The following is a 26,271-nucleotide window of genomic DNA, read 5'->3' as shown; positions in this document are numbered from 1 at the left end:
CCGGCCGGTGAAGGCAAGACAACGACTACCGTAGGTCTGGCAGACGGTATGCGCAAGATTGGCAAAAACGTTATGGTTGCGCTCCGTGAGCCTTCTCTGGGACCTGTATTCGGCGTAAAGGGAGGAGCTGCCGGCGGCGGATATGCCCAGGTAGTGCCAATGGAAGACATCAACCTGCATTTTACAGGCGACATGCATGCCATCGGCGCAGCCAACAATCTTCTGGCCGCTATGCTGGATAACCATATTTTCCAGGGAAATGAACTGGGAATTGACCCGAGAAGAGTAACCTGGAGACGTTGTGTAGATATGAATGACCGTCAGCTTCGCTTCGTGACAGACGGCCTGGGCGGAAGAACCAACGGCATGCCCCGTGAAGACGGCTACGACATCACCGTTGCTTCCGAGATTATGGCAGTATTGTGCCTGTCCTCAGGAATCAATGACCTGAAGGCACGTCTGGCGAGAATCGTTGTGGGATATACCTTTGACCAGAAGCCGGTAACGGCGGGAGATTTAAAGGCAGAAGGAGCTATGTGCGCACTGCTGAAGGATGCCTTAAAGCCGAATCTGGTACAGACGCTGGAGCATACACCAGCCATAGTACACGGCGGACCGTTTGCCAACATTGCTCACGGCTGTAACTCTGTAATGGCAACCAAGATGGCCCTGAAATTAGGGGACTACGTAGTAACGGAAGCCGGCTTCGGTGCGGACCTTGGAGCAGAGAAGTTCCTGGATATTAAGTGCCGTATGGCAGGGCTGAAACCGGACGCAGTGGTTGTGGTAGCAACTGTGAGAGCGCTGAAGCATCACGGAGGAGTGGCAAAGGCAGACCTGAACAATGAGAATCTGGATGCACTGGAGAAAGGACTTCCGAATCTTCTGCAGCACGTAGGAAATATCAGAAATGTATATAAACTGCCGTGTGTGGTTGCGATAAACGCATTCCCCACAGATACCAAGGCCGAACTGGATCTGGTAGAGGCAAAATGTAAAGAATTAGGCGTAAACGTAGCGCTGTCCGAAGTATGGGCAAAGGGCGGCGAAGGAGGAATGGCGCTGGCAGAAGAGGTAGTGAAGCTGGTGGAAGAACCCAACGACTTTACCTTCTCCTACACGGACGACATGACCATCGAAGAGAAATTAAATGCAATCGTAACCAAGATATATCACGGAGACGGCGTAGTACTAACTCCGAATGCGAAGAAACAGGCAAAACAGCTGATGGAGCTGGGATTCGGCAAATGCCCGATCTGTGTGGCAAAGACCCAGTACAGCTTCTCAGACAATGAGAAATTGCTGGGAGCGCCCAAGGGATTCGAAGTAACCATCCGTAACCTGAAGATTTCTGCAGGCGCAGGATTCATCGTAGCATTATCCGGGGACATCATGACCATGCCAGGACTTCCGAAAGTACCGGCGGCAGAGAAGATTGATGTAGATGAGACAGGTAAGATTTCCGGATTGTTCTAAATAAAGAATTTGATCTGGGACGGAGGAAAGAATTCTTTCCTCCGTCTCTTATCTCCAGAGGAGGATGAATATGTTTAAAGATGAATTTGCGGCAGTTTGCAATGCCGGTAAGAATAAGTTAGGATTGTTAGAAAAGAATCCGCTGGGATACTTTGTTTCCTCTATGGTAGCGGGTATGTTTATTGCTTTTGGAAGTTTTGTCACATTTACACTGGGAGCTGGCCTGGCCGCTGCTGAGTCACCGTATGTAAAGATGATCCAGTCAATTGCTTTTGCGGCAGCCCTCAGTCTAGTAGTGGCGGCAGGTGCGGAGCTGTTTACAGGCAATAACTTTGTGATGAGTTCCGCTTCCTTTAACAAGATGATTTCCTGGGGAAAGACAGTAAAGCTGTGGGTTGTCTGTTATATCGGAAACCTGGTAGGTTCCTGGCTTTCTGTCCTGGTTTTTCAGCTGACAGGAGTTCCCAATGGGGCTGTGGGTGAATACTTCGCAGGGGTAGCTGCCACAAAGATGGCACTTACGCCAATGCAGATGCTGACTAGAGGGATCCTTTGTAATATTTTGGTGTGTCTGGCAGTATGGTGCAGTATTAAGATGAAGTCTGAGTCTGGAAAGCTTATCATGGTATTCTGGTGTATCTTTGTTTTCATGGTGACGAGCTGTGAGCATAGTGTAGCCAATATGAGTATTATGGGAGTAGGCCTTCTGAATCCTGGAACTGCTTCTGTAAGTGTGGGAGCGTATTGCCTGAATTTACTGCTGGTTACGATAGGAAATATTATAGGCGGCGCCATATTTGTAGCTTTGCCGTACTACATAATCGCAAAAGAAAAATAAGAGACTTTGGAAGAGGAAGAATATGCGGTCTGTTGCACCGGTATTCTTCCTTTTTTGTGCAGGGGCAAAACTGGGCGGCAAAGCATCAAATAATCACCTTTCACTCTTCATACAATGATATAGGACTATGAGGAGGATACTATGAACAATCAAAAACTTGAAAACAGTCTAAATTTAGCCCTGGACGCAACCCCGGAGGAGAGAGAAAAAGCTCCGAATCTGGAAATCGGGTATAACCCATTGGAAAGCACTTGGGAGTTAATTGTAAAGTATACGGGAGACATCAGCAGAATAGCCGGGGAGAATGTACAGGTAGTTCCTCTTCTGGGGGGATATGCCATTCTTACACTGCCTGAGGCATACATCCAGCGTCTGGCCGAGCTGCCGGAGATTACTTTTATCGGAAAACCAAAACGTTTATTCTTTGCAGTTAATCAGGGAAGAGCGGCTTCCTGCATCAATCCCCTGCAGACCTCCAATTCCCCGCTGGGGCCTGCTCTTATGGGAAGAGGCGTTATCGTGGCCTGTGTGGATTCGGGAATTGACTACGCCCATCCTGATTTTTGCAGAGCGGATGGAACCACAAGGATACTGAGCCTCTGGGATCAAAGTGTTCCCGGAAACCCTCCGGAGGGATATTTCATAGGAACAGAGTACACGCAGGAGCAGATCAACGAAGCTCTCCGCCAGGAAACTCCAGCCGCCCGATATGAGATTGTTCCCAGCCGGGATCTCAGCGGCCATGGCACGGGGGTTATGGGAATTGCTGCGGGAAATGGCCGTGCATCCCAGGGGGCTTACCGGGGAGTAGCTCCGGAGAGTGATCTTATTGTAGTAAAATTAGGACCTTCCAGGCCGGAAGGATTTCCCAGAACCACTGAGCTGATGCAGGGGATTGATTATGTTATCAGGCAGGGAGCCGCCCTTGGTCGTCCTGTGGCCCTCAATCTTAGCTTTGGGAATAATTACGGCAGCCACAGCGGGGATTCTCTTCTCAGTACCTATATTGACAGTGCGGCGGGAATGGGAAAAAATGTAATCTGTGTGGGCACTGGAAATGAGGGAAACCGTGCGCTGCATACGTCAGGAGTTCTGGAAGAAGGAGTTGTCCAGAATGTACAGCTGGCCGTAAGCACTTATGAGACTGGCATGAACATTCAGATTTGGAAGTCTTATGTAGACCAGGTGGAGATTGCACTGGTACATCCAAACGGCAGGATTGTAGGTCCTTTTCAGGAGATTCTGGGACCCCAGCGCTTTACCATAGGAAGCACGGAGATATTGCTGTATTATGGGGAACCGGGTCCCTACAGCCTCTCTCAGGAGATATACATTGAACTGATCCCCAGGGAATCTTATCTTGACAGCGGAGTCTGGGAGTTCAGGCTTCAGCCGTCGAGAATCATTGAGGGAGAGTATCATATGTGGCTTCCCGGAGGAAATGTCCTGAATGAAGGGACCAGATTCTACCTGCCTTCGCCCTATACCACTCTGACAATCCCGTCCACGGCAGGAAAGGTCATATCAGTAGGGGCCTATGATTCCAGATATCAGTCTTATGCCGATTTTTCCGGCAGAGGATATACCAGGATGGTGGGGGCAGTAAAGCCGGACTTGGCGGCTCCCGGAGTAGACATACAGACCACTGCGGTAGGGGGCGGTTATGATTCCAGGACAGGGACCTCTTTTGCCACGCCCTTTGTCACAGGCTCTGCGGCTTTAATGATGGAATGGGGAATTGTGAATCAAAATGATCCCTTTCTGTACGGTGAAAAGGTGAAAGCATATCTCAGGAGAGGGGCGAAACATTTACTGGGACAGCAGACCTGGCCAAATCCAAGGCTGGGGTTTGGCGTGTTATGCCTGCAGGACAGCTTTCCTGTGTAGAACTTCTTGTAAGAAACCCGCCTTTTTGCTAGAATAAAGTCAGCGGCCAAAGAATCTGACCGTAAGCTGCGGGAAGAAGAAGGAGATACTATGAGTAAAATATTGAAGAAACTGACGGCTTATTACAAGCCATACAAGGGGCTGTTTTTTTCGGATTTGTTTTTTGCTATTATCGGGGCGGCGATTACCCTTGTAATACCGCTTCTGGTAAGGTATATTACCAATCAAGTGATTTATATGGATGCCCGGGCGGCTTTCCGTATGATTATTCAACTGGGAATCTTTATGATACTTCTGGTTTTGGTGGAAGCCTTCTGTAATTTTTATATCGCTTACTACGGCCACATTATGGGGGCCAAAATAGAGCGGGATATGAGAAATGAGATCTTCGGCCATTACCAGAAGCTGTCATTTGCCTTCTATGACAATCAGAAGGTGGGCCATCTGCTCTCCAGGATTACCAGCGATTTATTTGATATCAGTGAACTTCTGCATCACGGGCCCGAGGATCTGGTAATCTCGGTGATTAAGTTTGTAGGGGCCTTTGTTATTCTGTTGTTTATCAATCCCAAACTGGCAGGGGTAGCATTTTTCTTTGTTCCATTCCTGGTAATTTATGCTGTTTACTTTAATAAAAAAATGAAGAATGCGTTCAGAGAAAACCGGGCCAGAATAGCGGATATCAATACACAGATTGAAGACAGCCTGTCTGGAATCAGGGTCGTGAAGTCTTTTGGGAATGAAAGTGTGGAAATGAAAAAGTTTTCCCGGGGAAATGAGCGGTTCGTTGACTCTAAGAAGAAAAGCTACCAGTATATGGGGGCTTATAATTCCGGCATGGGGGCATTTACAACGCTGATCACCATTGGGGTTTTGATTGCAGGCGCGGTGTTTATCACAAAAGGGCAGCTGGCGGTGGCGGATTTGGTTACCTTTCTGTTGTACATAAATAATTTCACGGATCCGGTAAAAAAACTGATTACATTTACTGAGCAGTTCCAGAACGGATACAGCGGCTATTCCCGGTTTCTGGAGATTATGGCCATTGCGCCGGACATTAAAGATGCCCCTGATGCGGCTGAGCTCGCGAAGGTAAGAGGCGATATTGATTTTGTTAACGTAACCTTCCGTTATGAAGAAAATCAGGAGGATGTCCTCCGGCATGTCAATCTTAAGGTTAAGGCAGGGGAGTATGTGGCGCTGGTGGGAAGCTCTGGTGCGGGAAAAACAACTCTATGCAGCCTGATTCCCAGGTTTTATGATGTATCGGAGGGGTCCGTCACCCTTGATGGTATAGATATCAGGAAGATCCGGCTGAAGGATCTCAGAAATCAGATCGGCATTGTCCAGCAGGATGTCTACCTGTTTGCAGGTACCATTATGGAAAATATCCGCTATGGGAAACCGGACGCAACAGATGAGGAGGTCATTCGGGCGGCAAGAGCTGCCAATGCCCATGAGTTTATCATGAATATGGAGGAAAATTATAATACGGATATAGGCCAGCGGGGAGTCAAGCTTTCCGGGGGACAAAAGCAGAGGATTTCTATTGCAAGAGTGTTTCTAAAGAACCCTCCCATTTTGATCTTTGACGAGGCTACTTCAGCCTTAGACAATGAGAGTGAAAAGATTGTACAGGAATCCCTGGAGTCATTGGCAAAGGACAGAACCACCTTTGTAATTGCACACCGGCTGTCTACCATTCGAAGGGCAGAGAGAATTCTGGTTCTCACGGACGACGGAATTGCCGAGGAAGGAACCCATGAGCAGCTGATAAAACAAGGGGGGCTTTATGCCAGTTTGTATGAGATGTCATTTAGTTAGGTGTTAATCCTTAAATAATGAGTGACAGATGCAACAATAAAGAGAGAACAGAACACTCTTTGACTAGAGGATAGAATTGGATGGTTCTATACGGGAAAGGGAGTGAGGCGTATGGTGAAGAAAGTTAGATGGATTTCTGTCTATTCGGCTGCACATTTTGCAGTGGACTTTGCCTGCGCCTTTTTTATGTTTTCCAGGTTTCACCAGGAGGGCAAATGGGATTAGTTCAGAACTTTCCATGGAAAGAGGAAGGCTACTGGGGGATTCGATAGCAGAACCCGACTATTCATTCTACGGAAAACACAGAAGTCAGATAAAATCAATAAACCGTATGTTTGAAGCAAACGGCAGCGGAGGAACAGCAGATATATATGAAGAACCGGAGGCGGAAGAACCGGTAATAAAGATGGAAAACGGCTCTGTCTTTTGTGTGATTCATATGTATACAGATAAAAAGGGGGACAAGTGGGGCAGCCTGCTGTACGATGTACAGGGCAACGATACTGCCAAGACGCAATTTTATGCAGGAGATCATTTAGGCTGGGTGAAGATGGAAGATCTTTTAGTAAGATATGATGAAATGTCATTTCGGGAGGAGTACGGGAAACAATTCCAGAAATATGAAGGCGAGCTCGACGGATATCAGGCGGCTCATCAGACGTTATACTTCTGGCAGTATCCGGGCTCAGAATATAAGCAGGAGTGGTGGGTGCAGGAGGAGGCAGGGGACTGGAACATTCAGGAGACTTACAGAGATGATGCAGGCAGCCTGTGGGGATATTCGGATTATCTGCCGGGGGTTAAGGGATGGATCTGTATTACGGATCCTGTGAATCCGGATTTGCCTGTGTTAGAGAGAGAATCCATTCCAACTTCAGAGGTTGAAGAATATGCTCCGGGCAAATCCCAAAGGGGATATGAATTTATAATCGGAGGCATGATTTTGCTTGTGTCTCTACTGACCGCAGGAATGATTTTTGTATTTTGGAGGCGGAAAAAGCAGTCCTGAACGAGATTTTAACAGGGGATTCTTGTGTTTTTACCAGATTGTTAGTATAATGAACATTATCGCATTGATACTTTAAAGAAGGGAAGTAGGAAAGATGATAGCAGATAAAATGGTGAATTTTGTAAAAAACAGTTCGGCCATCCGCGCCATGTTTGAAGAAGGAAAAATTATGGCAGAAAAATACGGGGCTGAGAATGTATATGATTTCAGTCTGGGGAATCCAAATGTGCCGGCGCCGGCAGAGGTAAAAGAAGCTATAATTGACATTTTAGATCATGAAGATCCGGTAGTGGTACACGGGTATATGAATAATTCCGGGTATGAGGATGTGAGGGCTGCCATTGCAGGTTCTCTGAACGGTAAGTTCGGGACGGCTTTCCGGGAGGAGAATATTCTCATGACGGTGGGAGCTGCCGGGGGAATGAATGTGATCTTTAAAACACTTTTAAATCCAGGTGATGAGGTAATGGTATTCGCTCCTTATTTTGGGGAGTACAGAAGCTATGCGGCAAACTATGACGGAGTGCTGGTAGAAGTGTCCCCTGACACAGAGACATTCCAGCCGAACCTGGAGGAATTCCGTGAGAAGATTACCCAGCGTACAAAGGCCGTAATTGTAAATTCACCTAATAACCCCACGGGAGTGGTATATTCCGAAGAGACCATTCACAAGCTTGCGGGTATCCTGAGAGAGAAGCAGAAAGAATTCGGTACAGAGATTTATCTTATTTCGGACGAGCCCTATCGTGAACTGGCTTATGATGGGGTACAGGTGCCGTATCTGACCAAATACTATGAGAACACAATTGTAGGGTATTCTTACAGCAAATCCCTGTCACTCCCGGGAGAGCGCATCGGATACCTGGTGATACCTGATGAAGTTGCTGACAGCCAGGATGTGATTGCCGCGGCTAATGTTGCCAACCGAATCCTGGGTTATGTAAATGCCCCATCTCTCATGCAGAAGGTAGTGGCAAGATGCCTGGATGCTGAGGTAGACGTTCCGGCCTATAACAAAAACCGGGAGGCCCTGTACGGAGGACTGAAAAAGCTGGGATTCCAGTGCATCAAACCAGAGGGAGCGTTTTACCTGTTTGTCAAATCTCCTGTTGCGGATGAAAAAGTGTTCTGTGACGCTGCGAAAAAACATCACATCTTAATTGTACCGGGGTCATCTTTCGCATGCCCGGGCTATGTGCGCATTGCATACTGTGTTTCTTATGAAACCATTATGAATTCTATGCCGGGTTTTGAAGCTTTGGCAAAAGAATTTTTGTAATACTTGGAGGATATTATGAAAAAATGGGAAGATAATATACGTAAAGTAGTTCCCTATGTGCCGGGAGAGCAGCCCAATGAACCAGAAATGATCAAACTGAATACCAATGAAAATCCCTATCCCCCTGCACCAGGCGTGCAGAGGGCGCTGGAGGCTATGGATGCCGGCTGTCTCCGTCTCTATCCTGATCCCGGAGCACATGAGCTCAGGGAAGAACTTGCCCGGTATTATGGGCTTTTGGAGGACCAGGTTTTTGTGGGAGTGGGGTCGGACGACGTGCTGGCCATGTGCTTTTTGACGTTTTTTAATTCCTCCGCACCCATTCTGTTTCCGGATATCACGTATTCTTTTTATGACGTGTGGGCAGATCTGTTCCGGATCCCCTATCAGCGTCCCATGCTGGATGAGAGGTTTCATATCCGGAAGGAAGATTATTTCAGGGAGAATGGAGGAATCATCTTTCCGAATCCTAATGCGCCTACCGGCGTGGAAATGCCCCTGGAAGAGGTCGAGGAGATCGTCCGGAGGAATCCGGATGTGATTGTGATTGTAGATGAGGCATATATAGACTTTGGGGCAGCCTCCGCGCTTCCTCTGATTGCAAAATATGAGAATTTGATTGTCGTACAGACATTTTCCAAATCCAGATCTATGGCTGGCATGCGTATCGGTTACGCTATGGGAAACCCCGTACTTATCAAGTATCTGAATGATGTGAAATATTCATTTAATTCCTACACCATGAATCAGACAGCGCTTCGCCTGGGAACGGAGGCAGTAAAGGATGAGAGATATTTCAGAGATACTCTGGGCAGGATTATAGAGACAAGAGAGTGGACGAAAGAGGAATTGAGAAGGCTGGGCTTTCGGTTCGAGGATTCTAAGGCCAATTTTATCTTTGCTGCACATGAAAGCTGTCCGGCTGAAGAGCTGTTTGAGGCATTGCGCGCGGATCATATTTATGTCAGATATTTTGCGGCGCCCAGGATTAACAATCATCTCAGGATATCTATTGGCACACAGCAGGAAATGGAGACACTTATCCGTTTCCTTCTAAAATACTTAAAGAAATACGAGGAGAAATAACGTGGATTCAGCAGTACAATGGTTTGCAAATAATATGCCGTCATTTTTATCCCCTGAGGCGGCGATTTTTCTGGTATCTATGGTTCCCATTCTGGAACTCAGGGGAGGCCTGCTACTGGCTTCGATTCTGAAAATCCCTATGGTGCAGGCGTCGATTATATGTATCATCGGAAATATTTTGCCGATTCCCTTTATCCTGTTGTTTATCAGGCAGATTTTTAAATGGCTGAAAAAGACAAAGCTCTTCCGGCCCCTGATAGAGAAGCTGGAAAAGAGGGCTATGGGAAAGAGTGACAAAATTAAAAGATTTGAATTCTGGGGGCTGGTGTTCTTTGTGGGAGTACCGCTGCCCGGAACCGGAGGATGGACCGGAGCGCTGATTGCTTCCCTGCTGGAAGTGGACTTGAAAAAATCAGTTCCCGCTATCTTGTTGGGAATTTGTATGGCGACAGTAATTATGCTGATCGTTTCTTACGGGATGTTGGGAACAATTATGCAATAGTGATTTCATAAGGAATTTATAAAAAGCAGCAGACATATATTATGAATAACGTAATACCGTGGAGTATAGTATGAAGGTGAGTATCAGCCGCGTTATCATTGGAATAGAGTGTCTGCTGCTTTTTTGTACCTATTTATGGTACTGCCAGCCGAAAGGGTTCACTGTGGCCAGCGATTCCGCCAAACCGGAAGAAAAGTATATTAAATGGGTGGACTTTACCGTGCCATATGAGGCCCTGCAGCAGGCTTATGAGTTGGATGTAAGTACCTATGAACAGGAGGTACACTTGAACTGGATTGAACTGCTGGCCTGCCTGGGTGCCAGATACGGAGGGGATTTCGGCAGTTATTCTTCCAAGGATATGAAAGAACTGGGCGGGAAGCTGACCTCTGGGGAGACAACAATGGGGGAGCTGACAAAGGACATGAAATACTATGCTTATTACCTGGAAGCATATACGGCTGTTTTGGGCGGGATGGTAGGAGAATACGAGATACAGGTGCCAAAAGAAGACGCACAGGAGACTGATACGGGGGCACAGGAGACAGGAGAAAAGGTTTGGGTAAAGCAATACGGCCTGAAAGCCTATTCTCCCATTGCCAGGGGATATGAATATCAGGACTATGATGATTTTGGGGTATCCAGAAGCTATGGATACCGGAGGCAGCACCTCGGACATGATATGATGGGGCAGGTGGGCACACCAATAAGAATAACATATAGAATGAAACTAAAAAATAATATGCATGTTCCCATTGTCATAAGTGCATGTCTTTACAGCCTTTTTAATCAATTCATTCTTTTCCTGGTAACTCAGCGATTCAAAATTATTGAGCAGGCAACAAATATAATCATATATCACCTCTTTGGTTTCGGCGTCACTCTTCGCAATACTATTGTTCATTTCAGCAGTAACAAGGCTAGATTCCAGCTTCCGTTTATCTTTATCAAGATTTTCAATTTGCTTAACGATGTAGGAGGATGCAGTTGAACCTATATTGTCCATAAGCGTATTGGTAAGGTTATCTATAGATTGTTGAATGCTTTTTAGCTCTTTTTTCAGTATATCAACATCTGTATATGATAACTCTTCCTTTCTTAGTCTTATCATTTCAGGATTGGACTTAATCTGAAGTAATATGTCTAGAAAAGCGTTATCGATATCAGCTACCCGAATGTAACCGCTATTGCAATATTGCTTCCCTTTTCTTTGCATAGTAGCACAATAATAATAAGAGAACAGTTTATCATTTTTGCTATATGTTCTTACATCCATTCTTGAGCCGCATTTACATTTAAGGACACCTTTTAGTAGCCCAATTTCATATTTGTTACTACGGAAGAATTTGTTTTCTCCAAAACGTTTCTGCACGGATATCCACTCATTGGCTGGAATGACTGGTGTATGGATGCCAACGCCAATAGTCCATTTATTATTTGCAATTACTTTATCATTTTGCCGTGTTCTGCCGTATCCGATTAGTCCTCTTGTCCCATCAAAAAGATGTGAATCTGGAAGGGTATAACCTTTCTCAAGAAAATAGTAGTAGGCTGACATCTCATTGCTGCAATATACCGGGTTAGAAAGCATACAGTAAATTTGTGAAGTGCTCAGGTATTTACCTCTTTCACTTTTTATACCATGGTCACGGCAATATCTTTCTATTTTAGTAATAGAGTTACCTTCTAAGAACATATTATAAATCATTTTCACAAGCTTTATTTTTTCATCATCTACCAATAGGTACGAATGTTCTTTACCACCCATTTCTTTTCTAATAGACTTCATGCCTGCAGGGAGTTTTCCACCGGTCCACTTGCCAGATGCGCCAAGTGCCTGCATATTGTCTGTTACACGCTCAGATGTATTTTCACGCTCAAACTGAGAAAAGGCAGAAAGTATATACATTACAGTACGTCCTATAGATGTATTAGTGTCGAAAGCTTCCTTAATGGAAAGAAAGCCAACGTTATGTGAATGCATAATCTCATACATTTCTGAAAATTCGTTTACATTTCGACTTATCCTATCTAATCTATAGACCATTACTAAATCAAGCTTATTAGACTTTACATCTTCCATCAATTCTTGAAATGATGGACGTTTAGTGTTTTTCCCTGAAAACCCCTCATCTTTATCATATATCCTAAATTCCAAGGGCTGGTCTGCAAACACAATATTAGCGTAATCCTTGCACATCTTGATCTGAACGGCAATAGATTCACTGTTGTCCCTGTAAACTGATTTTCTCGGATAAATGCCTATTCTCATATAATCACCCCGTTAATCATATGCAATTAGGGTATAAAAAATACACCCTAGCAATTTATGAGAGTGTATGATAAAATACTATTGTCAGATTAGTATATATCATTCCCCCTCGGATTGATAGGTTACTTTTCAAGCCGTCCCGGGTTGCCGCCTGGGGCGGTTTTTTTCTAAAAATTTATAGTATAGGAATTTCATAATCCTAGTAATTGCTTTTTCTTTGCTTCAAATTCCTCTTGAGTTATAATACCTGAGTCTAATAGGTTTTTAAACTTTAATATCTCGTCGGCAGATGATAATGAATTATTAGAAGAAGTTACTTTATTATTATCGTTTTCAACTTCATGAACAATACCATCTAATGCGGAAATGATTTGATCGGCAATATCCTTTGTGAGTCTATATATACCTCCCGACTTTTTTGTCTCTGTATTTATAAGATCAATTGTTTTTTGTGATATCCATTTATGAGAAAAGGATATACGAATATACATTCTATTGACTGTAGAAGCTGATTTTTTCTTTCCTGTAACACTGCCGACGATAGCGCCAGCGCCTCCTAGCAATACACCGCCTACAGCTGCAGATCCTAAACCCCCTTTGGTAATAGTTTCTCCATCCTCAACAAGCTCATAATCGGCTAGGTCAGCAAAATTAAAAATTATGGGGTTTTGCTCTTTGCTGGATTTAAGTATTGCAAACTTTTTATTTACATTGTCTATTTTGATAAAATTATTAATGCTAAATGTAGTTTCAAATGATTCCCATTCTTTTTGATTATTATCTACAAAGTCCATAAATTCTCTTATTTTATCACTCGTTCTGGCTTTGACTTCAAGGATTGAACCACCACATTTTTTTGTACAATTATTACATAAAAAGCCGTCTTCTAGTTTTACACGGGTAAGAGCACTTAACTTACCACCGCATATTGAACAAACTTGCTTATCACCGAATAATCCCATAAAAACACCTCCTATTATTTGAGATCTTAGTTATTGAACAATGAGGGAATCAAAAATTATATCCACTCAATCGTTTAATAACTACTATAGTTGGATCAAAGAATATTATATAATTATCTATAGCTGTACATTTGCCGTATTTGCTCTTATAGCAATCGAGAGCATCCAGAAGATATTCTTCAGTAACATCCAAATAAACAGCTACATCATGGAGACTATGACAACCGGATTGAATGGCCTTTACGATTCCCATTAATCCTATCTTAATGTTATAACCATATAATCTAGCACGGTATTCTTGTTTCTGCCCATCTACATCATTAATATCAACAATATCTCCCGATGTAGTCATATAGTGGCCGATTTCTTCAGCAAGGACACATGATTTTTCAATAGTCGAATCGATATCTTTTCTAATTGCAATACGCTTGTCAAAAATCCTACCATCACTTCCTTTTAATTTTTTTTCCTTTACTGATAACCCCTCATCATCAGCAAATTTTAGAATTTCATCATAAGTCAAATAAATCACTCCCACTCACTGTCATCATTCATTATAGCATCGTCATGCTTTCTCATTTCATCAGTAACTTTGATATCAGTGCGTTCATGTGCAGCTTTCAGCACTGTTTTGCAGTTTGTTTCTATAGAAACGGTACTTCGTTCCCATTCTTTTTCCAATGTAAAATCGACCATTTCCTTACCGTGACTGTCAAGAGCACGGTATTTTTTTATATGATCATATTCAGTCGATTTTAATTGATATGAAGATGTCTTTTCCTTTTCATTGGTAAGACATAATAAATAATCTATGGATACGTTAAATATATTTGATATTTGTTTTAAAAACGTACTTCCAGGATCATTTACAGAAAGCTCATAATTACGCAAGGTGTATTTTGATATACCTAAATAATCAGCAAAAGCTTCACGAGTAAATCCTCTTGATTTTCTAAGCTCAATTAATCTGTCTCCGAAATTCATTCGATTACCTCCTCTTTTAAATACATTATATGAAAAAAATTACAATAAGTCAATAAAAAGATACCTAAAAAAGATACATTATTTCAAAAAAGGTATTGACAAGTATCTAAAAAAGATATAACATACAGTTACAAGGTATCGAAAAAAGATACAGAAAGGAGATGATAAATTTGAGACTCAATATAGAGGCAGAGAGAGCACGAAAAAGATTGACCAAAGAGGAACTTGCAAAAACATTAGATATTTCGGTTAAAACATATTACAACTGGATCAACGGAGATACGGATATACCAGGATCAGCATTACTCAAAATGGCTAAATTGTTTGGTACTTCAATAGAATATCTCTTAGAGGAAACAGAGAAGGAGGTGGTATGAAATGGGGAAAAGAGAAGTCATTGTCTGGGTATCAGGACCGCTGACGAAAGAGCAGAGAAGGAACTTTAAAAAGGAGCACCCAGGAAAAAGGCTAAGCTTTTATCTCAGATACCCCAGTATGTCAATGTATTTACTCCCAGTTATAAGCCTTATTGTTTCGATGATTGCACTTGTACTCAGAATGATATGATATCAACGGTTTAGAATAGTCTCGATATAGGCCGAAAGAAATGGAGATATAAACATTGCAATAAAACGCAATTAGAAGGAGGTGGTATGAAGTGGAGGAAGAAAGAAAAACTGCCCGTCCAAGAGGGACGGACAGTGCACGAGTGATTCAGGTAATCGAGACAAAGTCTCTTTGTGGGATTGGCACGCAACATGATTTGAGTAGGGTAGTAACTCAATATTGGGATTTTGAGGGGAATTTACTTGCGGAAAATGATCCAGTCAATCAGGTCTTGCAACCGGAGGATGCTTAACCATGTATTGGACTTCAATCTGTTTAATAAAAATTTCCATGTATCCTTTTAACAGTGTAAAATCGTGTTCTGGGTATTTTCGCTGGTAATGTGTATAGTCATTGCCAAGAATACGAATGACATCGGCAGTTTGTACTAATTCCGGTTGAGCAAGGTATTCTCCAATAGCAGAGCAAAGAGATTTTTTAACAACCTCATCGTGTGTTTTATTTAACTCAATTACAGCAAAATCTTTAACCAGTATTTCTAAGGCTGAACGATACCCTATGGCTGCAAGTTCAATGTTTTCTACAAATTCGGCTTGTAATGATTGGTTATACATATTAATAAATCGCTCAGAAATATTGGAAAGTATATCATTTTTATATGGAACAAAAGTCATATTTGGGTATATGCAAACATTGGAGGCAAGTGCCTAAGAAAGAGAAGGAGGTGGTATCAAAATGGATAAATTAAAAGTATTTAGTAATAAAGAGTTTGGAGATATCCGAACTGCAGCAATTGATGGAGAACCTTTTTTCTGCTTATCAGATATTTGTAAAGCATTAGAACTAACACAACCATCGAAAGTAAAGGAGAGATTAAAGCCAGAGGGTGTGAATAGTATTCCTACCCTTACGGCTGGAGGAACACAATGCTTATTATATGTAAATGAAAGTAACTTGTATAAAGCTATTTTCCAGAGCCGCAAAGAGTCGGCAGAGAGGTTTACAGAATGGGTAACATCTGAAGTACTGCCTTCTATTAGAAAAGATGGATTTTATCAGAAGCCAATGAGTGCGTTAGAATTACTAGAATTGCAGACCCAGGCTATAAAGGAGGTCGACTTCAAAGTAATGAAAGTAGCCAATGAGTTACAGGAATTTAAACAAGATATACCCATATTAGGGATAGAAACTACCCGTATTACGGCGGCAGTTAGAAAGAAAGGGGTTTATTGTCTGGGAGGTAAGGAATCCCAAGCTTATAAGGATAAATCACTGAGAGGTAAAGTGTACTCGGATATATATGGACAATTAAAGCGTGAGTTTGGGGTTTATACATATAAAGCTATAAAGCGTAGTCAATGCGAAAGTGCAATGCAAGTAATTGAAGAGTATGAATTACCACTTGTATTACAACAGGAGATAAGCAATTACAACATGAAAATATATGAAAACCCGTAAAGTCAGACAACCAGTGTTACATAGCATTAAATGGAGGTGGTTTTATGGCGAAAGAAAGTAAGGAAATCAAGTGCACGGTTGAATTTACGGAAGGGTATCAAGAAAGGCTTACCCAGGCTCTTGTAGATATCTATTATCAGAGAAAAGCCAAAGGGACACTGGGAGAAATCAAGAAATTATTACATAAGGATAAAACCGCTTAGGCGGTTAATGTGGAGGACAAGCATGATCAAAAGAATGATATGTGGTGCATTTGGATTATCAGGTGTAATTTGCATGTTGGCAGCAGGAACCGCAGTGGACAAGCCCTCTGGTACTATCGTAGAAGTTGCCTTTTACAGCATAGCGGCTCTAATTTGTATGGGGACATCAGGAATATTTTGGGAGGACCGAAATGAGGATAGAGGAAAGGGCTGCATTGCTCAAAAAAGTAGAAAAAATAACAGATGAAATGGAGGAGGTAAGAAAAGAATATGGATTAAGAGCCTTGAGAATAGAAGCCTGCCGGAAAATGGGATGGATGCACGCTCAAGAAAAGAGCCAGGGCTTCACTGCCAGAAGGTATGGAAAGAACTACATAGTGGATGTGATAAGAAAATAAAAGAGCTGGTATCTGCAAATACCAGCCCCAGGCTCATGATTAAAATATGAACTATCCTAAAATCATGTTATCATTCATGGGCCTATAAGTCAAGAAAATTTGAAGGGGTGCAAGACCCCTGAACCGCTTGATCAGCATATTAGACTTAGGACCAGGGGTGAAGCATGAGGATAAAAAAACGATGGATATTTCGAGAGAGTATAGAAGTAGAGGAAGGCTACACCGGAAGGTATGGAGCCCCAGGGATGCCAAGGCAAAAAAGAAGAAAGGCAACCCCGGAAGAGATAAAAAAAATAAACCAGTACAATCGGGAGAAAATGATCCGGAGACTTATTAAAGAGAATTTCGGCCTATATGATTATTGGACCACGCTTACATATAAAAAGGGGCAGCGGCCCACTCCAGAGGAGATGAAAAGGGATACACAGAAAGCGGTCAGGAAGATCAGGACAGAGTATCGGAAAAATGGGCATGAGCTTAAGTATGTTATCAGAATGGGAATCGGTGAGCGGGGAGGCCCGCACATCCATATCCTTGTGAACCGAATAAGTGGTGATAATTACGGAACAGATATAATCCTGACAAGGTGCTGGGAAAAAGGCCATGTATATTTTACCACCACCTATGAATACGGTGGGTTTCGGAAACTTGCGAACTATATAGCGAAGCCCCTGGAGGAATGGGAGCCGGAAACATTGAAGCGCTATACCAGGTCCAGAAACCTAACTATACCAAAACCCAAAGTGAAAAAATGGGAGGCAGACAGGTGGAAGGAGGCCAAGGCTCCTGAAGGCTGGTACATTGAAAAAGAAACCTTCCACGAAGGGTTGAACCCGGTGACCGGAAAAATGTATAGGCACTATATTATGTATCGAATAAGAGGAGGGGATTGACCGTGTACGAAGTCCACATCTACATAGAGACAGACAGCACTTCTCCCCGCCGCATGGAACGCTGGTATGGATATGTACTGGAATATGAAACTAAGACTGGGAGGCCTATTACCCGGGAAGGATTCGAAAAAATCACCGGAACATACCACCAGGCTACTCTCCAGGCAATTAATTCCGCACTTTATAGGCTGACAAAGGACTGTGAGCTATATATCCACACGCCGGATGAATTTGTGGTAGACATGGTGGAAAACAACCTTGAAACATGGGCTAAATGTGGCTTCATTAACCGCAGAGGGCAGCCGGTAGCCAATCAGGAAGAGTGGATAGAGTACTGGGAGAAAACCCAGAAGCATTTCGTATTTACGCTATTTGGTAGACATCCGTACTCTAACTGGATGAAATCAGAAATGGAAAGAAGGGATAGGGATGATATTAATTAACGGTATATGGGAGCAGGTGAAAAGCTACGAGGATTGTATGAGGGTAATTGAAGAGAACTTAGGGAAAGAATTTTCGAATAAGTTCAGGGATATTACAGAGGTCACAGATAAGGCAGCTGTAACTACCGCCAAGGATGAACTGAGAGCACTTATAGGAGATTTGGAAAGTGTAGCCTGGACCCTGGAGAATATAGAAACTTGAAAGAACCCCAATTGATGTTCCCGAAGGGTGCTAAAAAGAAAAAGCGAAAAGTCCATAAAAAAAGCATTCTACAAGACAAGGACGATCACCGTTGCTATCTATGTTTATTGCAGGGGAATAATCAATATTATCCCATTGTTCATGAACATCACGTGTTCGGAGGAACAGCAAATCGGCCATTATCAGAAAAATACGGGCTTAAGGTGTATCTTTGCCCGGACCATCACCAATTTAGCGCAGAAGCAGTCCATGTAAATGCAGAAAACAGCCTGGTCTTAAAGCAGGCAGCGCAGGAAGCGTTTGAACAGGAATACACCAGGGAAGAATTTGTACAAATTTTTGGTAGAAATTATCTATAGTCAGAACCAGTCAATCAAAATGGCTGCTTATAATATATCACAAAAGCCATGGGCCAAGGCGCCTCCGGGCGCCGGAAAGGAGAATCATGATTGAAATAGTAAATGAAATTAATGCTACAAAAAGTGTAGCCAGACTATATGGAAAACAACATGGGAAGCTTGTACTTATAAAGGAGATTCTGGGGCTGGGAGAGGCTCTGCTTAAATCGATGCTATATATCAAAACATCTAAAATGAGAAGAGAAGTTATTATCCGTATTGCCAGAATTGAGTTGGCACTTGATAACCTCACATATGTGACAGGACAGCAGAAGGCTGTAGAGAAGGCTAAGCAAGCCATAGAGAAAAATAATATAAAACGGATGAAGGCAGCAGGAATCAAATTGTAAATCACCGAGGGGGATGATTACATGATAGATTTATCAGAACGAATGGTGAATGAATTCGTATGCCTGTTACCAGCGGATTTTACCATACCGCAGATATCGGCTGTAAAAGGTTCACTATTTGCAACCATTGATAATTATGAGATACACGAAAAGTGTCGGGAACTTATGAATATTCAGACGGACAATAGCTTAAATGTCATGAGGATGTTCCTTGTTTCTAAGAAAGTAGAAGGGTGCACACAGAAAACTATAGACTGTTACAAAAATGAACTTTATAGGTTCGTACAATACACAAATAAAGACGTAATAGAAGTTACCACAAATGACATCCGCCTATATATTGCAAAACGGGCGGCAGAAGGCCTTTGCAAGGTAAGCCAGGACAACGCTTTACGGATACTAAGAAGCTTTTTCTCGTGGTGTTTGGCGGAGGAATATACAGAGAAGAATCCGACTCTTCGGATTAAGAAAATAAAGACAGAGCAAAAAATAAAGAAGCCATTTAGTGAGATCGAAATCGAACATCTGCGAAATGGAGCCAAAACTAAAAGGGATAAAGCGATTATTGATGTTTTACTTTCTACCGGGATGAGAATTGCAGAGCTGGTTGCTTTGGATCGTAAAGATGTAGATGGAGATCAGATTATAGTTTACGGAAAGGGGGAAAAGGAGAGATATGTGTATCTGAATGCAAAAGCTATTGTGTCTTTGGAAGAATATCTGAAAATAAGGTCAGATAATAATTCTCCTCTATTTGTAACAAGTAGAAAACCGTTTACTCGTCTGGAAAAGTCAGGAATTGAAACACGCATAAGGGAGCTTGGGAAAAGTCTGGGGATAGAAAAGGCACATCCGCATCGGTTCCGACGAACTGCGGCAACCATGGCACTGAATCGTGGGATGCCCATAGAACAGGTGCAGAAGATGCTGGGCCATAACAACATTGAGACAACTCTAATTTACGCCCAGGCCGCCCAAGAAAATGTAAAGGCCAACCATAAAAAATATGTTAATTAGGAGGTCGCTTATGAGTAATTTAAGAGCACTTAAAACTGGAGATAAAGTAATCTATACATCTGACGTACAGCCTGAGTATAAGGGACAAGCAGCTACAGTCATGGATTTTGACCTAGAGTCTCGTCTGGTTAGTTTAGAAACAGCAGACAAAGAAGTAATAGTTGCTTTTTGGAATGAGATTTTGGGAATAGATACGTAGGAATTTAAAGGAGGAATACATGAGAGCAACGTGTGAAATTATAGCTGATTTGAAAGATGGTAAAGAAGTATCATACGAAGAATTGAAAATGGCCTGTTTGGTGCAATCCTCCATCATTTTCTTTTACCAGCAGGATACAAAAGCACTTTTGCAGGGAGGATTATCGGCTGACTTAACAAAGCGGATGGAATATTCTGATCCGGAAACATCTTCTGAAAAGATGGGAATTCCGTCATGGTATTGGAAAGCGATTAAGAAAGACCCTATGGAATGGTTGGGTCCGTCACATATACCGGGGACAGAGCAGTGGGAAGTGATGCATAACATCCATAAGAACGTTTATAAAAAAGCAACAGAAACTTAGGATTTCCGGTAGAACCGGAGAAAGGATATTATGAAAAAGAGTATAGATTTTTTTTACAGAGTGGCAAAAGAAGCAGGATTCGCAGAAGATGAAGATGGAAACCCATCGGATTGTTATTTAAAAATTGGCTTTAACTTAAAAAAACCAGTCAGTGCCGAAAAGATTGAGGTTGAAAGAGAAAAAACGAAAGACGATGCCTTAAAAGCTGCTGCCGAGTTCCTGAACATAGATGTTTCACTTTTAAGCATAGTCTCCGAGGAAGAATATCTCACAGAAACCGAAGAAGATTGATTTACAAAACTGGAATTAGATGAAGGAAAGAATGCAATGATGAAGGGAAAAAAATCAAAAAAACCATTCTACAGTGAGTATATGATAAAACACTGGCCAAAGCCTCCGCGCTGCATATGTATATGTAGAAACAAAATTAACAGAGACTTAGGGATTGTATCACCCGCGCTAGAAATGTATACCGCATTAGGAGGAAAAGGAAAACAGGCTACAGATGACCTAAAAGAATATAGGGTGCTTAGTTTGAAGTATCTATGCTATAAAAGAAAACTAAGCAAGGCACAGTGGAAAGCATTGTACAGGATACATAGAAATTCATTCAAATAAAAACTGGATAGAAGGAGATATGAAATGAGCAAATGTGCGTATTTTTCGTGTTTTAAAGGTAGGCCAGTATGTAAGCATCCAACTTATGGTAAAGAATATAGCGCATACTTGCATGGAGCAATAAATAATATGTGCGATTGGTGTAAAAAACAGTGTGGAGGTATTTACCCTAGTCAGGTACCAAAAGTTGACCAATCAAACTGGACATATGACATAATCGATAAGGATGGAAGCTTAATAAATTAAAGGAGTAAACATGGAATATAAAGAATAAGTAGTAGATGATATGTAAGGAGTTGAATGAATGGACTTAATATTAAAGGGTGCGACAGAAAAGGATATACGGGACATCGTTGATGATCAGATGGATAACTTCATTTTTAAATTGAGGCGTACCGGGCTTATGAAAGATGATACAAGAACACCTTTCCAAAAAACGGAATGGGTGTTATATAAGTATAATGAATTTCTTAAGGTAATAGCATCACGGGAAAAGGATATTATAGATACCGAAATATATGGTGTAAAACAGAAATCTAAATCTATTACTTCTTTTGGAAGAGCAAATGGATACATCAAAGATGATGATGAAAAGAAAGAAGAAAAAATCAAAGAATTATCACAGGAGAATGAAACAACAAAAAAGTTTATTAATACTGTAGATACTGCAATAGATACCATTCGTGATGATCCGTGGATAGAGATTATTAGTTTAAAGTACTTTATGGGATACAGCAATGTAAAATGCGCCGAACTGTTAGAGTGTGATGAAAAAACCATACGACGGCACAGAAACAGATTAATTAATACTTTAAGTATACAACTGTTTAGTGATGAAGTGATCACCAGCCTTTTTAGATAATGCCGATTATTGTCCGAAATGGTGTACTTTTCGGCACAGTATTTATATAGTAAAATCAATATAAGTTAATTTATGATAAGGCGCATAGAAAAAATCTGTGTGCCTTTTTCGTGCAAAAAAGGAGGGTATATATGCAGAAAATAAGTGCAGGCACAATTGCAAGGACAATAGTTTTAGGTCTTGCGTTAATAAATCAGATTTTAGCTATTTATGGTAAAAGCCCAATCCCTGTAAGTGAAGAACAGGTTAACTTATTAATTAGTACAATTATTACTATTGTGACATCATTAATTGCATGGTGGAAGAACAATAGTTTTACTAAAAGTGCCATTGCTGCAGATGAAGCATTAAGGTTAACAAAAAAATAAGGGGATTCTCAGATGGGTTATGTAATAAGCGTAATTGTTTCCGTTGTCGCAGGAGTGATGGTGTTTATTATACAAAGTCTGCTGAAGGACAACAAAAGATTAAGGGAAGGAAGAAAAGAAGAAAATATAAAGAAAGAGGCCGCTATTCAGAACGGTTTAGTGTGCCTTTTAAGGATTCAACTCATTGAGTATCACTCAAAGTATATGGAACTTGATGGAATACCAAGTTATGCCTATGAAAATTTCGAACTGGCATATAAAGCATACAAAGCATTGGGAGGAAATGGGATGATAGAACATATGTGGGAAGATATTCAGGAGCTACAAATAAGCAGGAGGTAGAATGATGGATGAAATGAGTTATGAAATGATAAAAAGTTTTGCTTACGGGTGTACGGACGAAGAAATCGCAGCCCTGTATGATATAACAACAGGTGAGGCCAAAAAGTACAGAGATGAATATTCCAACGAAATCAAAGAACGACGGGAAGAGCTGCGGAAAGGGGGATACGTGGAATGACATTAAAAGGAGTAGATGTAAGTTACCACCAGGGCAAGATCAACTGGAAAAAAGTCAAAAACGCCGGGATACAGTTCGCCATGCTCCGGGCTGGGTATGGAAAAAATAATGTTGATAAGCAGTTTCACAATAATGCGAATGGATGCCGGGTGAATGGTATCCCCTTTGGAGTGTACTGGTTTTCGTACGCATACACGGTGGAAATGGCCCGCCAGGAGGCCAGATATTGTGTAGCGGCCATAGACCAGTATGAGATACAGTATCCGGTGTGCTACGACTTAGAGTATGACTCCATTAGCTACGCCAGGAAACATGGAGTAACCATCGGCAAGACACTGGCAACCAAGATGGCAGTAGCATTCTGCGAAGAGGTACAACGCTTGGGTTATAAGGGCATGAACTATGCCAACCTGGATTATACCAGAAATATGTTTGAGTCTGTGCCATATGACTTGTGGTTTGCCCGGTATAATGCGACTCCAGGACGCAGTGACATGGCCATGTGGCAATATACCAGCTCTGGTTCTGTCCCTGGTATCAGCGGAAAGGTGGACATGAATTACTGCTACAAGGATTATACAGGAAGCACTGTAAAGCCTGAAAGAACTACCATACAGGCAGGAGATTCCGGGGAACCTGTTAGGCAGATTCAAAACACTTTGAAATCTCAAGGCTGGACTGATGACGAAGGAAAAGAACTAAAGGCTGATTGTGTATTCGGCTCCAGAACTAAGCAGGCCCTGATGAAAGCACAGGAATTCTATGGGATTTCGGTTGATGGAATCTGGGGAGAACAGTGCGACAACACAATCTTGCAGGAATGGATATACCGTGTGCAGATTATTATAGGTGCAGGCAGAGACGGTATAGCAGGCCAAGAGACTTTATCAAAGACAATTACTGTTTCTGTAAATGAAAATAATAGACATAAAATTGTGCGGCTAATCCAGGAAAAATATAATAAAGAAGGCTATGATTGTGGAGATATTGATGGTATTGCTGGCTGTAAATTCCTTAATGCTACAAATCAATTTCAAAGCAAAGAGGTAGGAATAGAGCCGGACGGTATTATTACAAAGGGGAAAAATACCTGGAGGAAACTGCTAGGGATGTGATTACATGCAGGAACCCAAAATCAAACCTCAGCTAAAATTAGTGGCAATTAATTATATTGGAAAGTGTGCAGGAAACGCTGAAAAATCGCTGATTGCAGCAGGATACAGTCCTAAATATGCCAGGGGAAATGCCTATAAAGTAGTGGCACGAAAAGAGGTACAGGAATACATTCAATATTTGAATGAAAATATTGACAATGCACGTGACATTATGGATATACAGGATATCCAGGAATATTGGAGTAATGTAATAAAAGATAAAAGAGAGAAGACAAAAGATAGATTAAGAGCATCTGAACTCCTGGCAAAGAGTAAAGGTGCTTTTATTTCGGAGTGGTAGGAGAAAATATGTTTACGTTGCATACATTCTATAAATCAAATGAGTGGGAAGGACTACTACAGATTATTAAGATGGAGCGTCTTAATGATAAGGGACAATTAATCTGTGAATACTGCGGCAGGCCGATTACCGCAAAGTATGATTGTATTGGACACCACAGGATTCCATTGACAGATGATAATGTTAATGATGTTTATGTAAGCCTGAATCCTGAGCACATACAACTGGTACACCATAGATGCCATAATAAGATACACAATAAGTTAGGGTATCAGATGCGACAGGTGTATATAGTTTGGGGCAGTCCTCTTAGTGGTAAAACATCGTGGGTGCAGCAGAACATTGCTCCAGGCGACTTAATCGTGGATATGGATAGTATATGGCAATGTGTGTCAGGACAACCCAAGTATGTTAAACCTAATAAACTTAAAAGTGTTGTGTTTGGTTTAAGAGATGAACTATTACAAATGGTACAGTACCGTAGAGGAAAATGGAATAATGCATATATAATTGGTGGATATCCGCTTCAGATGGAGAGAGAGAGGCTGGTTAGTTTGCTGTCGGCCCAAGATATATTTATTGATACTGATATGCAGACCTGCTTAGATAGATTGCATTGCAGTACAGATGGAAGAAACATAAAGGAGTGGGAGAACTATATTACTGACTGGTGGAATAAATATACTCCCCCCACATGAAATTAAAAATAAATTTTTGGGGGACTGTCAGGGAGGTTGTTTCTTTCGCGGAAAATGGAAAAATGAGATTTTTAAGTTTAGAATTTTGGGAGGGAACGTAAAACATGGAAAGTTTAAAAATTCAGGATTTATGGGAACCAGGTTATTTTGACCCTATTGGAAATAAAGTGGAAGATACTATAAATGGAAAGGTAATAGGCGCTAGACTTAAACAGCCAATAAGGGTAGCATATGGACCTTATATACAATGTAGCTTTGCACCTGTAAATATTGTTGTAGTAACATTTAAACAAGGGATGCAGATAAGCAGAGTTGTAAGTGAAGAGATTACAGGGAAAAATGGAATTTATGAAATATACGATTCAGAAGCTATTTTTATTTCATTTGCATTTAATGAAAATGGAAAAACATATGATGAGTGGATGGAATTAATTATGAAGGACAGTACGGAACTTTTAATAGAAAGCTATATGAGATATTACGCGTTTGGTTTATTTGAGGATAAAACACGAGTCAAAGTTGTTACCATGGAGCAATATGAAAAAGACATAAAAGAGTTGAAGAGAAAACTAAATATTTAGGATGAAGTATTAAGAGAGAGGTGAATTGGGGTGAAGAACTTTGTAATTATAAATCTTAACAACGGAGGGAGCTGTGAGTATATTGAGAAAATTGCTGATGAAGACAATATAGTTATATTACAAATTCTTTTTGACAACTTTAATTCACCGACATTTTCTTTAGTGGATGGTTCCGATAGTTTAAATTTAGCAGCAGCTGAAGAAAACCAGAAAAGGGATATAGAAATACCGAAGGATTGGATACAGCAGCACAAAAACTTTCATTTAGAGGTTATCGATATTGTTCCAAATATAGAATATGAATTCTCGTTTATTACAGAAGCTATAAATATAAAGAGTAACATATTAGTTAGACCAGGCAGCTCCACAGATTTTATTATTTATAGCGCAGTTAATAATAATTACTCTGATTTACCTATTGCGACGAGAAGCAAGATCGGAGCCGTTATTGTAGGGAAAGGATTAGATGTCACGACATCAGGGATATTGTCCGGGGAAGAAATAGAGATACTTACTAACTTGCAAATAGAAAATTTATTAAAATAAGGGAGAATGATT

Annotated in this window: 37 protein-coding genes and 1 pseudogene; 33 read left to right on the top strand and 5 right to left on the bottom strand. The window is 41.5% G+C overall.

The window, feature by feature from the left end:
- The 9 genes from GKG41_RS16735 to GKG41_RS23935 all read left to right on the top strand — a co-directional run.
- A partial coding sequence (locus GKG41_RS16735; protein WP_154260733.1) for a formate--tetrahydrofolate ligase occupies nucleotides 1-1,476 on the top strand: 1,476 nt, incomplete at its 5' end.
- Between the two features lie 70 nt (nucleotides 1,477-1,546).
- Entirely contained in the window at nucleotides 1,547-2,314 is a 768-nt protein-coding gene (locus GKG41_RS16730; protein WP_072852492.1) for a formate/nitrite transporter family protein, read from the top strand.
- Between the two features lie 141 nt (nucleotides 2,315-2,455).
- Nucleotides 2,456-4,201, top strand: a complete 1,746-nt coding sequence (locus tag GKG41_RS16725; protein WP_154260731.1) for a S8 family peptidase — start codon at nucleotides 2,456-2,458, stop codon at nucleotides 4,199-4,201.
- Nucleotides 4,202-4,291: 90 nt separating this feature from the next.
- The gene (locus tag GKG41_RS16720) at nucleotides 4,292-6,025 is read left to right on the top strand and encodes an ABC transporter ATP-binding protein (RefSeq protein WP_154260729.1); all 1,734 of its coding nucleotides are present in this window, start codon (nucleotides 4,292-4,294) and stop codon (nucleotides 6,023-6,025) included.
- A 238-nt stretch (nucleotides 6,026-6,263) separates the two neighbouring features.
- The gene (locus tag GKG41_RS16715; protein ID WP_154260727.1) at nucleotides 6,264-7,034 is read left to right on the top strand and encodes a hypothetical protein; all 771 of its coding nucleotides are present in this window, start codon (nucleotides 6,264-6,266) and stop codon (nucleotides 7,032-7,034) included.
- 94 nt (nucleotides 7,035-7,128) lie between these two features.
- A complete protein-coding gene (locus GKG41_RS16710) occupies nucleotides 7,129-8,313 on the top strand; it encodes a pyridoxal phosphate-dependent aminotransferase (protein WP_154260725.1) in 1,185 nt (394 codons plus the stop codon).
- Nucleotides 8,314-8,328: 15 nt separating this feature from the next.
- Complete coding sequence (gene hisC / locus GKG41_RS16705; RefSeq protein WP_154260722.1) at nucleotides 8,329-9,399, top strand: histidinol-phosphate transaminase; 1,071 nt, start codon at nucleotides 8,329-8,331, stop codon at nucleotides 9,397-9,399.
- A gap of 1 nt (nucleotide 9,400) precedes the next feature.
- Entirely contained in the window at nucleotides 9,401-9,901 is a 501-nt protein-coding gene (locus GKG41_RS16700) for a small multi-drug export protein (protein WP_226903871.1), read from the top strand.
- Nucleotides 9,902-9,971: 70 nt separating this feature from the next.
- Nucleotides 9,972-10,892 (top strand): hypothetical protein, encoded by a 921-nt coding sequence (locus GKG41_RS23935; RefSeq protein WP_347565031.1) that lies wholly within the window; start codon nucleotides 9,972-9,974, stop codon nucleotides 10,890-10,892.
- Nucleotides 10,893-11,051: 159 nt separating this feature from the next.
- On the opposite strand, the pseudogene GKG41_RS16695 reads toward GKG41_RS23935, so the two are convergent.
- From GKG41_RS16695 to GKG41_RS16680, 4 genes and pseudogenes are all read right to left on the bottom strand, one after another.
- Nucleotides 11,052-12,173, bottom strand: a pseudogene (locus GKG41_RS16695) (recombinase family protein); the annotation flags it as partial.
- Between the two features lie 191 nt (nucleotides 12,174-12,364).
- The gene (locus tag GKG41_RS16690; RefSeq protein ID WP_154260718.1) at nucleotides 12,365-13,135 is read right to left on the bottom strand and encodes a DUF4428 domain-containing protein; all 771 of its coding nucleotides are present in this window, start codon (nucleotides 13,133-13,135) and stop codon (nucleotides 12,365-12,367) included.
- A gap of 49 nt (nucleotides 13,136-13,184) precedes the next feature.
- Nucleotides 13,185-13,658, bottom strand: a complete 474-nt coding sequence (locus GKG41_RS16685; protein WP_154260716.1) for an ImmA/IrrE family metallo-endopeptidase — start codon at nucleotides 13,656-13,658, stop codon at nucleotides 13,185-13,187.
- 5 nt (nucleotides 13,659-13,663) lie between these two features.
- The gene (locus tag GKG41_RS16680; RefSeq protein WP_154260713.1) at nucleotides 13,664-14,119 is read right to left on the bottom strand and encodes a helix-turn-helix transcriptional regulator; all 456 of its coding nucleotides are present in this window, start codon (nucleotides 14,117-14,119) and stop codon (nucleotides 13,664-13,666) included.
- Nucleotides 14,120-14,289: 170 nt separating this feature from the next.
- Here GKG41_RS16680 and GKG41_RS16675 point away from each other — a divergent pair, with 170 nt between their 5' ends.
- On the top strand, nucleotides 14,290-14,496 hold the full coding sequence (locus GKG41_RS16675; RefSeq protein ID WP_173015678.1) for a helix-turn-helix transcriptional regulator: 207 nt from the start codon (nucleotides 14,290-14,292) through the stop codon (nucleotides 14,494-14,496).
- A gap of 1 nt (nucleotide 14,497) precedes the next feature.
- Nucleotides 14,498-14,686, top strand: coding sequence for a hypothetical protein (locus GKG41_RS16670; RefSeq protein WP_154260709.1), 189 nt, complete (start codon nucleotides 14,498-14,500; stop codon nucleotides 14,684-14,686).
- Nucleotides 14,687-14,946: 260 nt separating this feature from the next.
- Here GKG41_RS16670 and GKG41_RS16665 read toward each other — a convergent pair whose 3' ends face one another.
- On the bottom strand, nucleotides 14,947-15,360 hold the full coding sequence (locus GKG41_RS16665; protein WP_154260707.1) for a DUF4145 domain-containing protein: 414 nt from the start codon (nucleotides 15,358-15,360) through the stop codon (nucleotides 14,947-14,949).
- A gap of 61 nt (nucleotides 15,361-15,421) precedes the next feature.
- Here GKG41_RS16665 and GKG41_RS16660 point away from each other — a divergent pair, with 61 nt between their 5' ends.
- From GKG41_RS16660 to GKG41_RS16550, 22 genes are all read left to right on the top strand, one after another.
- Nucleotides 15,422-16,144, top strand: a complete 723-nt coding sequence (locus tag GKG41_RS16660; protein WP_154260705.1) for an ORF6C domain-containing protein — start codon at nucleotides 15,422-15,424, stop codon at nucleotides 16,142-16,144.
- Nucleotides 16,145-16,188: 44 nt separating this feature from the next.
- Nucleotides 16,189-16,347: a hypothetical protein gene (locus tag GKG41_RS16655; RefSeq protein ID WP_154260703.1), complete on the top strand. Its 159-nt coding sequence runs from the start codon at nucleotides 16,189-16,191 to the stop codon at nucleotides 16,345-16,347.
- A gap of 191 nt (nucleotides 16,348-16,538) precedes the next feature.
- Nucleotides 16,539-16,745, top strand: coding sequence for a hypothetical protein (locus GKG41_RS16645; RefSeq protein ID WP_154260699.1), 207 nt, complete (start codon nucleotides 16,539-16,541; stop codon nucleotides 16,743-16,745).
- Nucleotides 16,746-16,909: 164 nt separating this feature from the next.
- Entirely contained in the window at nucleotides 16,910-17,638 is a 729-nt protein-coding gene (locus tag GKG41_RS16640; protein ID WP_154260697.1) for a hypothetical protein, read from the top strand.
- Nucleotides 17,639-17,640: 2 nt separating this feature from the next.
- Nucleotides 17,641-18,081, top strand: coding sequence for an RNase H family protein (locus tag GKG41_RS16635; protein ID WP_154260695.1), 441 nt, complete (start codon nucleotides 17,641-17,643; stop codon nucleotides 18,079-18,081).
- Entirely contained in the window at nucleotides 18,068-18,283 is a 216-nt protein-coding gene (locus tag GKG41_RS16630; protein ID WP_154260693.1) for a hypothetical protein, read from the top strand. Before GKG41_RS16635 ends, GKG41_RS16630 begins: the two co-directional genes overlap by 14 nt.
- Nucleotides 18,280-18,642, top strand: coding sequence for a hypothetical protein (locus GKG41_RS16625; protein ID WP_199884599.1), 363 nt, complete (start codon nucleotides 18,280-18,282; stop codon nucleotides 18,640-18,642). The genes GKG41_RS16630 and GKG41_RS16625 overlap by 4 nt, the downstream gene beginning before the upstream one ends.
- A gap of 86 nt (nucleotides 18,643-18,728) precedes the next feature.
- A complete protein-coding gene (locus tag GKG41_RS16620) occupies nucleotides 18,729-19,031 on the top strand; it encodes a hypothetical protein (RefSeq protein WP_154260691.1) in 303 nt (100 codons plus the stop codon).
- A gap of 21 nt (nucleotides 19,032-19,052) precedes the next feature.
- The gene (gene xerA / locus GKG41_RS16615; RefSeq protein ID WP_154260689.1) at nucleotides 19,053-20,048 is read left to right on the top strand and encodes a site-specific tyrosine recombinase/integron integrase; all 996 of its coding nucleotides are present in this window, start codon (nucleotides 19,053-19,055) and stop codon (nucleotides 20,046-20,048) included.
- Nucleotides 20,049-20,058: 10 nt separating this feature from the next.
- Nucleotides 20,059-20,247: a hypothetical protein gene (locus GKG41_RS16610; protein WP_154260687.1), complete on the top strand. Its 189-nt coding sequence runs from the start codon at nucleotides 20,059-20,061 to the stop codon at nucleotides 20,245-20,247.
- Between the two features lie 19 nt (nucleotides 20,248-20,266).
- A complete protein-coding gene (locus GKG41_RS16605; protein WP_154260685.1) occupies nucleotides 20,267-20,611 on the top strand; it encodes a hypothetical protein in 345 nt (114 codons plus the stop codon).
- A gap of 30 nt (nucleotides 20,612-20,641) precedes the next feature.
- The gene (locus tag GKG41_RS16600; protein WP_154257810.1) at nucleotides 20,642-20,902 is read left to right on the top strand and encodes a hypothetical protein; all 261 of its coding nucleotides are present in this window, start codon (nucleotides 20,642-20,644) and stop codon (nucleotides 20,900-20,902) included.
- 36 nt (nucleotides 20,903-20,938) lie between these two features.
- Nucleotides 20,939-21,229: a hypothetical protein gene (locus GKG41_RS16595; protein ID WP_154260683.1), complete on the top strand. Its 291-nt coding sequence runs from the start codon at nucleotides 20,939-20,941 to the stop codon at nucleotides 21,227-21,229.
- Nucleotides 21,230-21,533: 304 nt separating this feature from the next.
- A complete protein-coding gene (locus GKG41_RS16590; RefSeq protein WP_154260681.1) occupies nucleotides 21,534-22,091 on the top strand; it encodes a sigma-70 family RNA polymerase sigma factor in 558 nt (185 codons plus the stop codon).
- A gap of 131 nt (nucleotides 22,092-22,222) precedes the next feature.
- Nucleotides 22,223-22,459: a phage holin gene (locus tag GKG41_RS16585; RefSeq protein WP_154260679.1), complete on the top strand. Its 237-nt coding sequence runs from the start codon at nucleotides 22,223-22,225 to the stop codon at nucleotides 22,457-22,459.
- Between the two features lie 12 nt (nucleotides 22,460-22,471).
- Complete coding sequence (locus GKG41_RS16580) at nucleotides 22,472-22,801, top strand: hypothetical protein (protein WP_154260677.1); 330 nt, start codon at nucleotides 22,472-22,474, stop codon at nucleotides 22,799-22,801.
- 1 nt (nucleotide 22,802) lies between these two features.
- Entirely contained in the window at nucleotides 22,803-22,979 is a 177-nt protein-coding gene (locus GKG41_RS16575) for a hypothetical protein (protein WP_154260675.1), read from the top strand.
- A complete protein-coding gene (locus GKG41_RS16570) occupies nucleotides 22,976-24,094 on the top strand; it encodes a GH25 family lysozyme (RefSeq protein ID WP_154260673.1) in 1,119 nt (372 codons plus the stop codon). Before GKG41_RS16575 ends, GKG41_RS16570 begins: the two co-directional genes overlap by 4 nt.
- A 4-nt stretch (nucleotides 24,095-24,098) precedes the next feature.
- Entirely contained in the window at nucleotides 24,099-24,434 is a 336-nt protein-coding gene (locus tag GKG41_RS16565) for a terminase small subunit (protein ID WP_154260672.1), read from the top strand.
- A gap of 8 nt (nucleotides 24,435-24,442) precedes the next feature.
- Nucleotides 24,443-25,132 (top strand): HNH endonuclease signature motif containing protein, encoded by a 690-nt coding sequence (locus GKG41_RS16560; RefSeq protein WP_154260670.1) that lies wholly within the window; start codon nucleotides 24,443-24,445, stop codon nucleotides 25,130-25,132.
- A 104-nt stretch (nucleotides 25,133-25,236) separates the two neighbouring features.
- The gene (locus GKG41_RS16555; protein ID WP_154260668.1) at nucleotides 25,237-25,713 is read left to right on the top strand and encodes a hypothetical protein; all 477 of its coding nucleotides are present in this window, start codon (nucleotides 25,237-25,239) and stop codon (nucleotides 25,711-25,713) included.
- A gap of 30 nt (nucleotides 25,714-25,743) precedes the next feature.
- A complete protein-coding gene (locus tag GKG41_RS16550) occupies nucleotides 25,744-26,259 on the top strand; it encodes a hypothetical protein (protein WP_154260666.1) in 516 nt (171 codons plus the stop codon).
- Nucleotides 26,260-26,271 lie beyond the last annotated feature (12 nt).

The organism is Lactonifactor sp. BIOML-A5, from assembly GCF_009677585.1.
Lineage (GTDB): Bacteria > Bacillota > Clostridia > Lachnospirales > Lachnospiraceae > Lactonifactor.
This window is presented reverse-complemented; position numbering and strand designations above follow the sequence as displayed.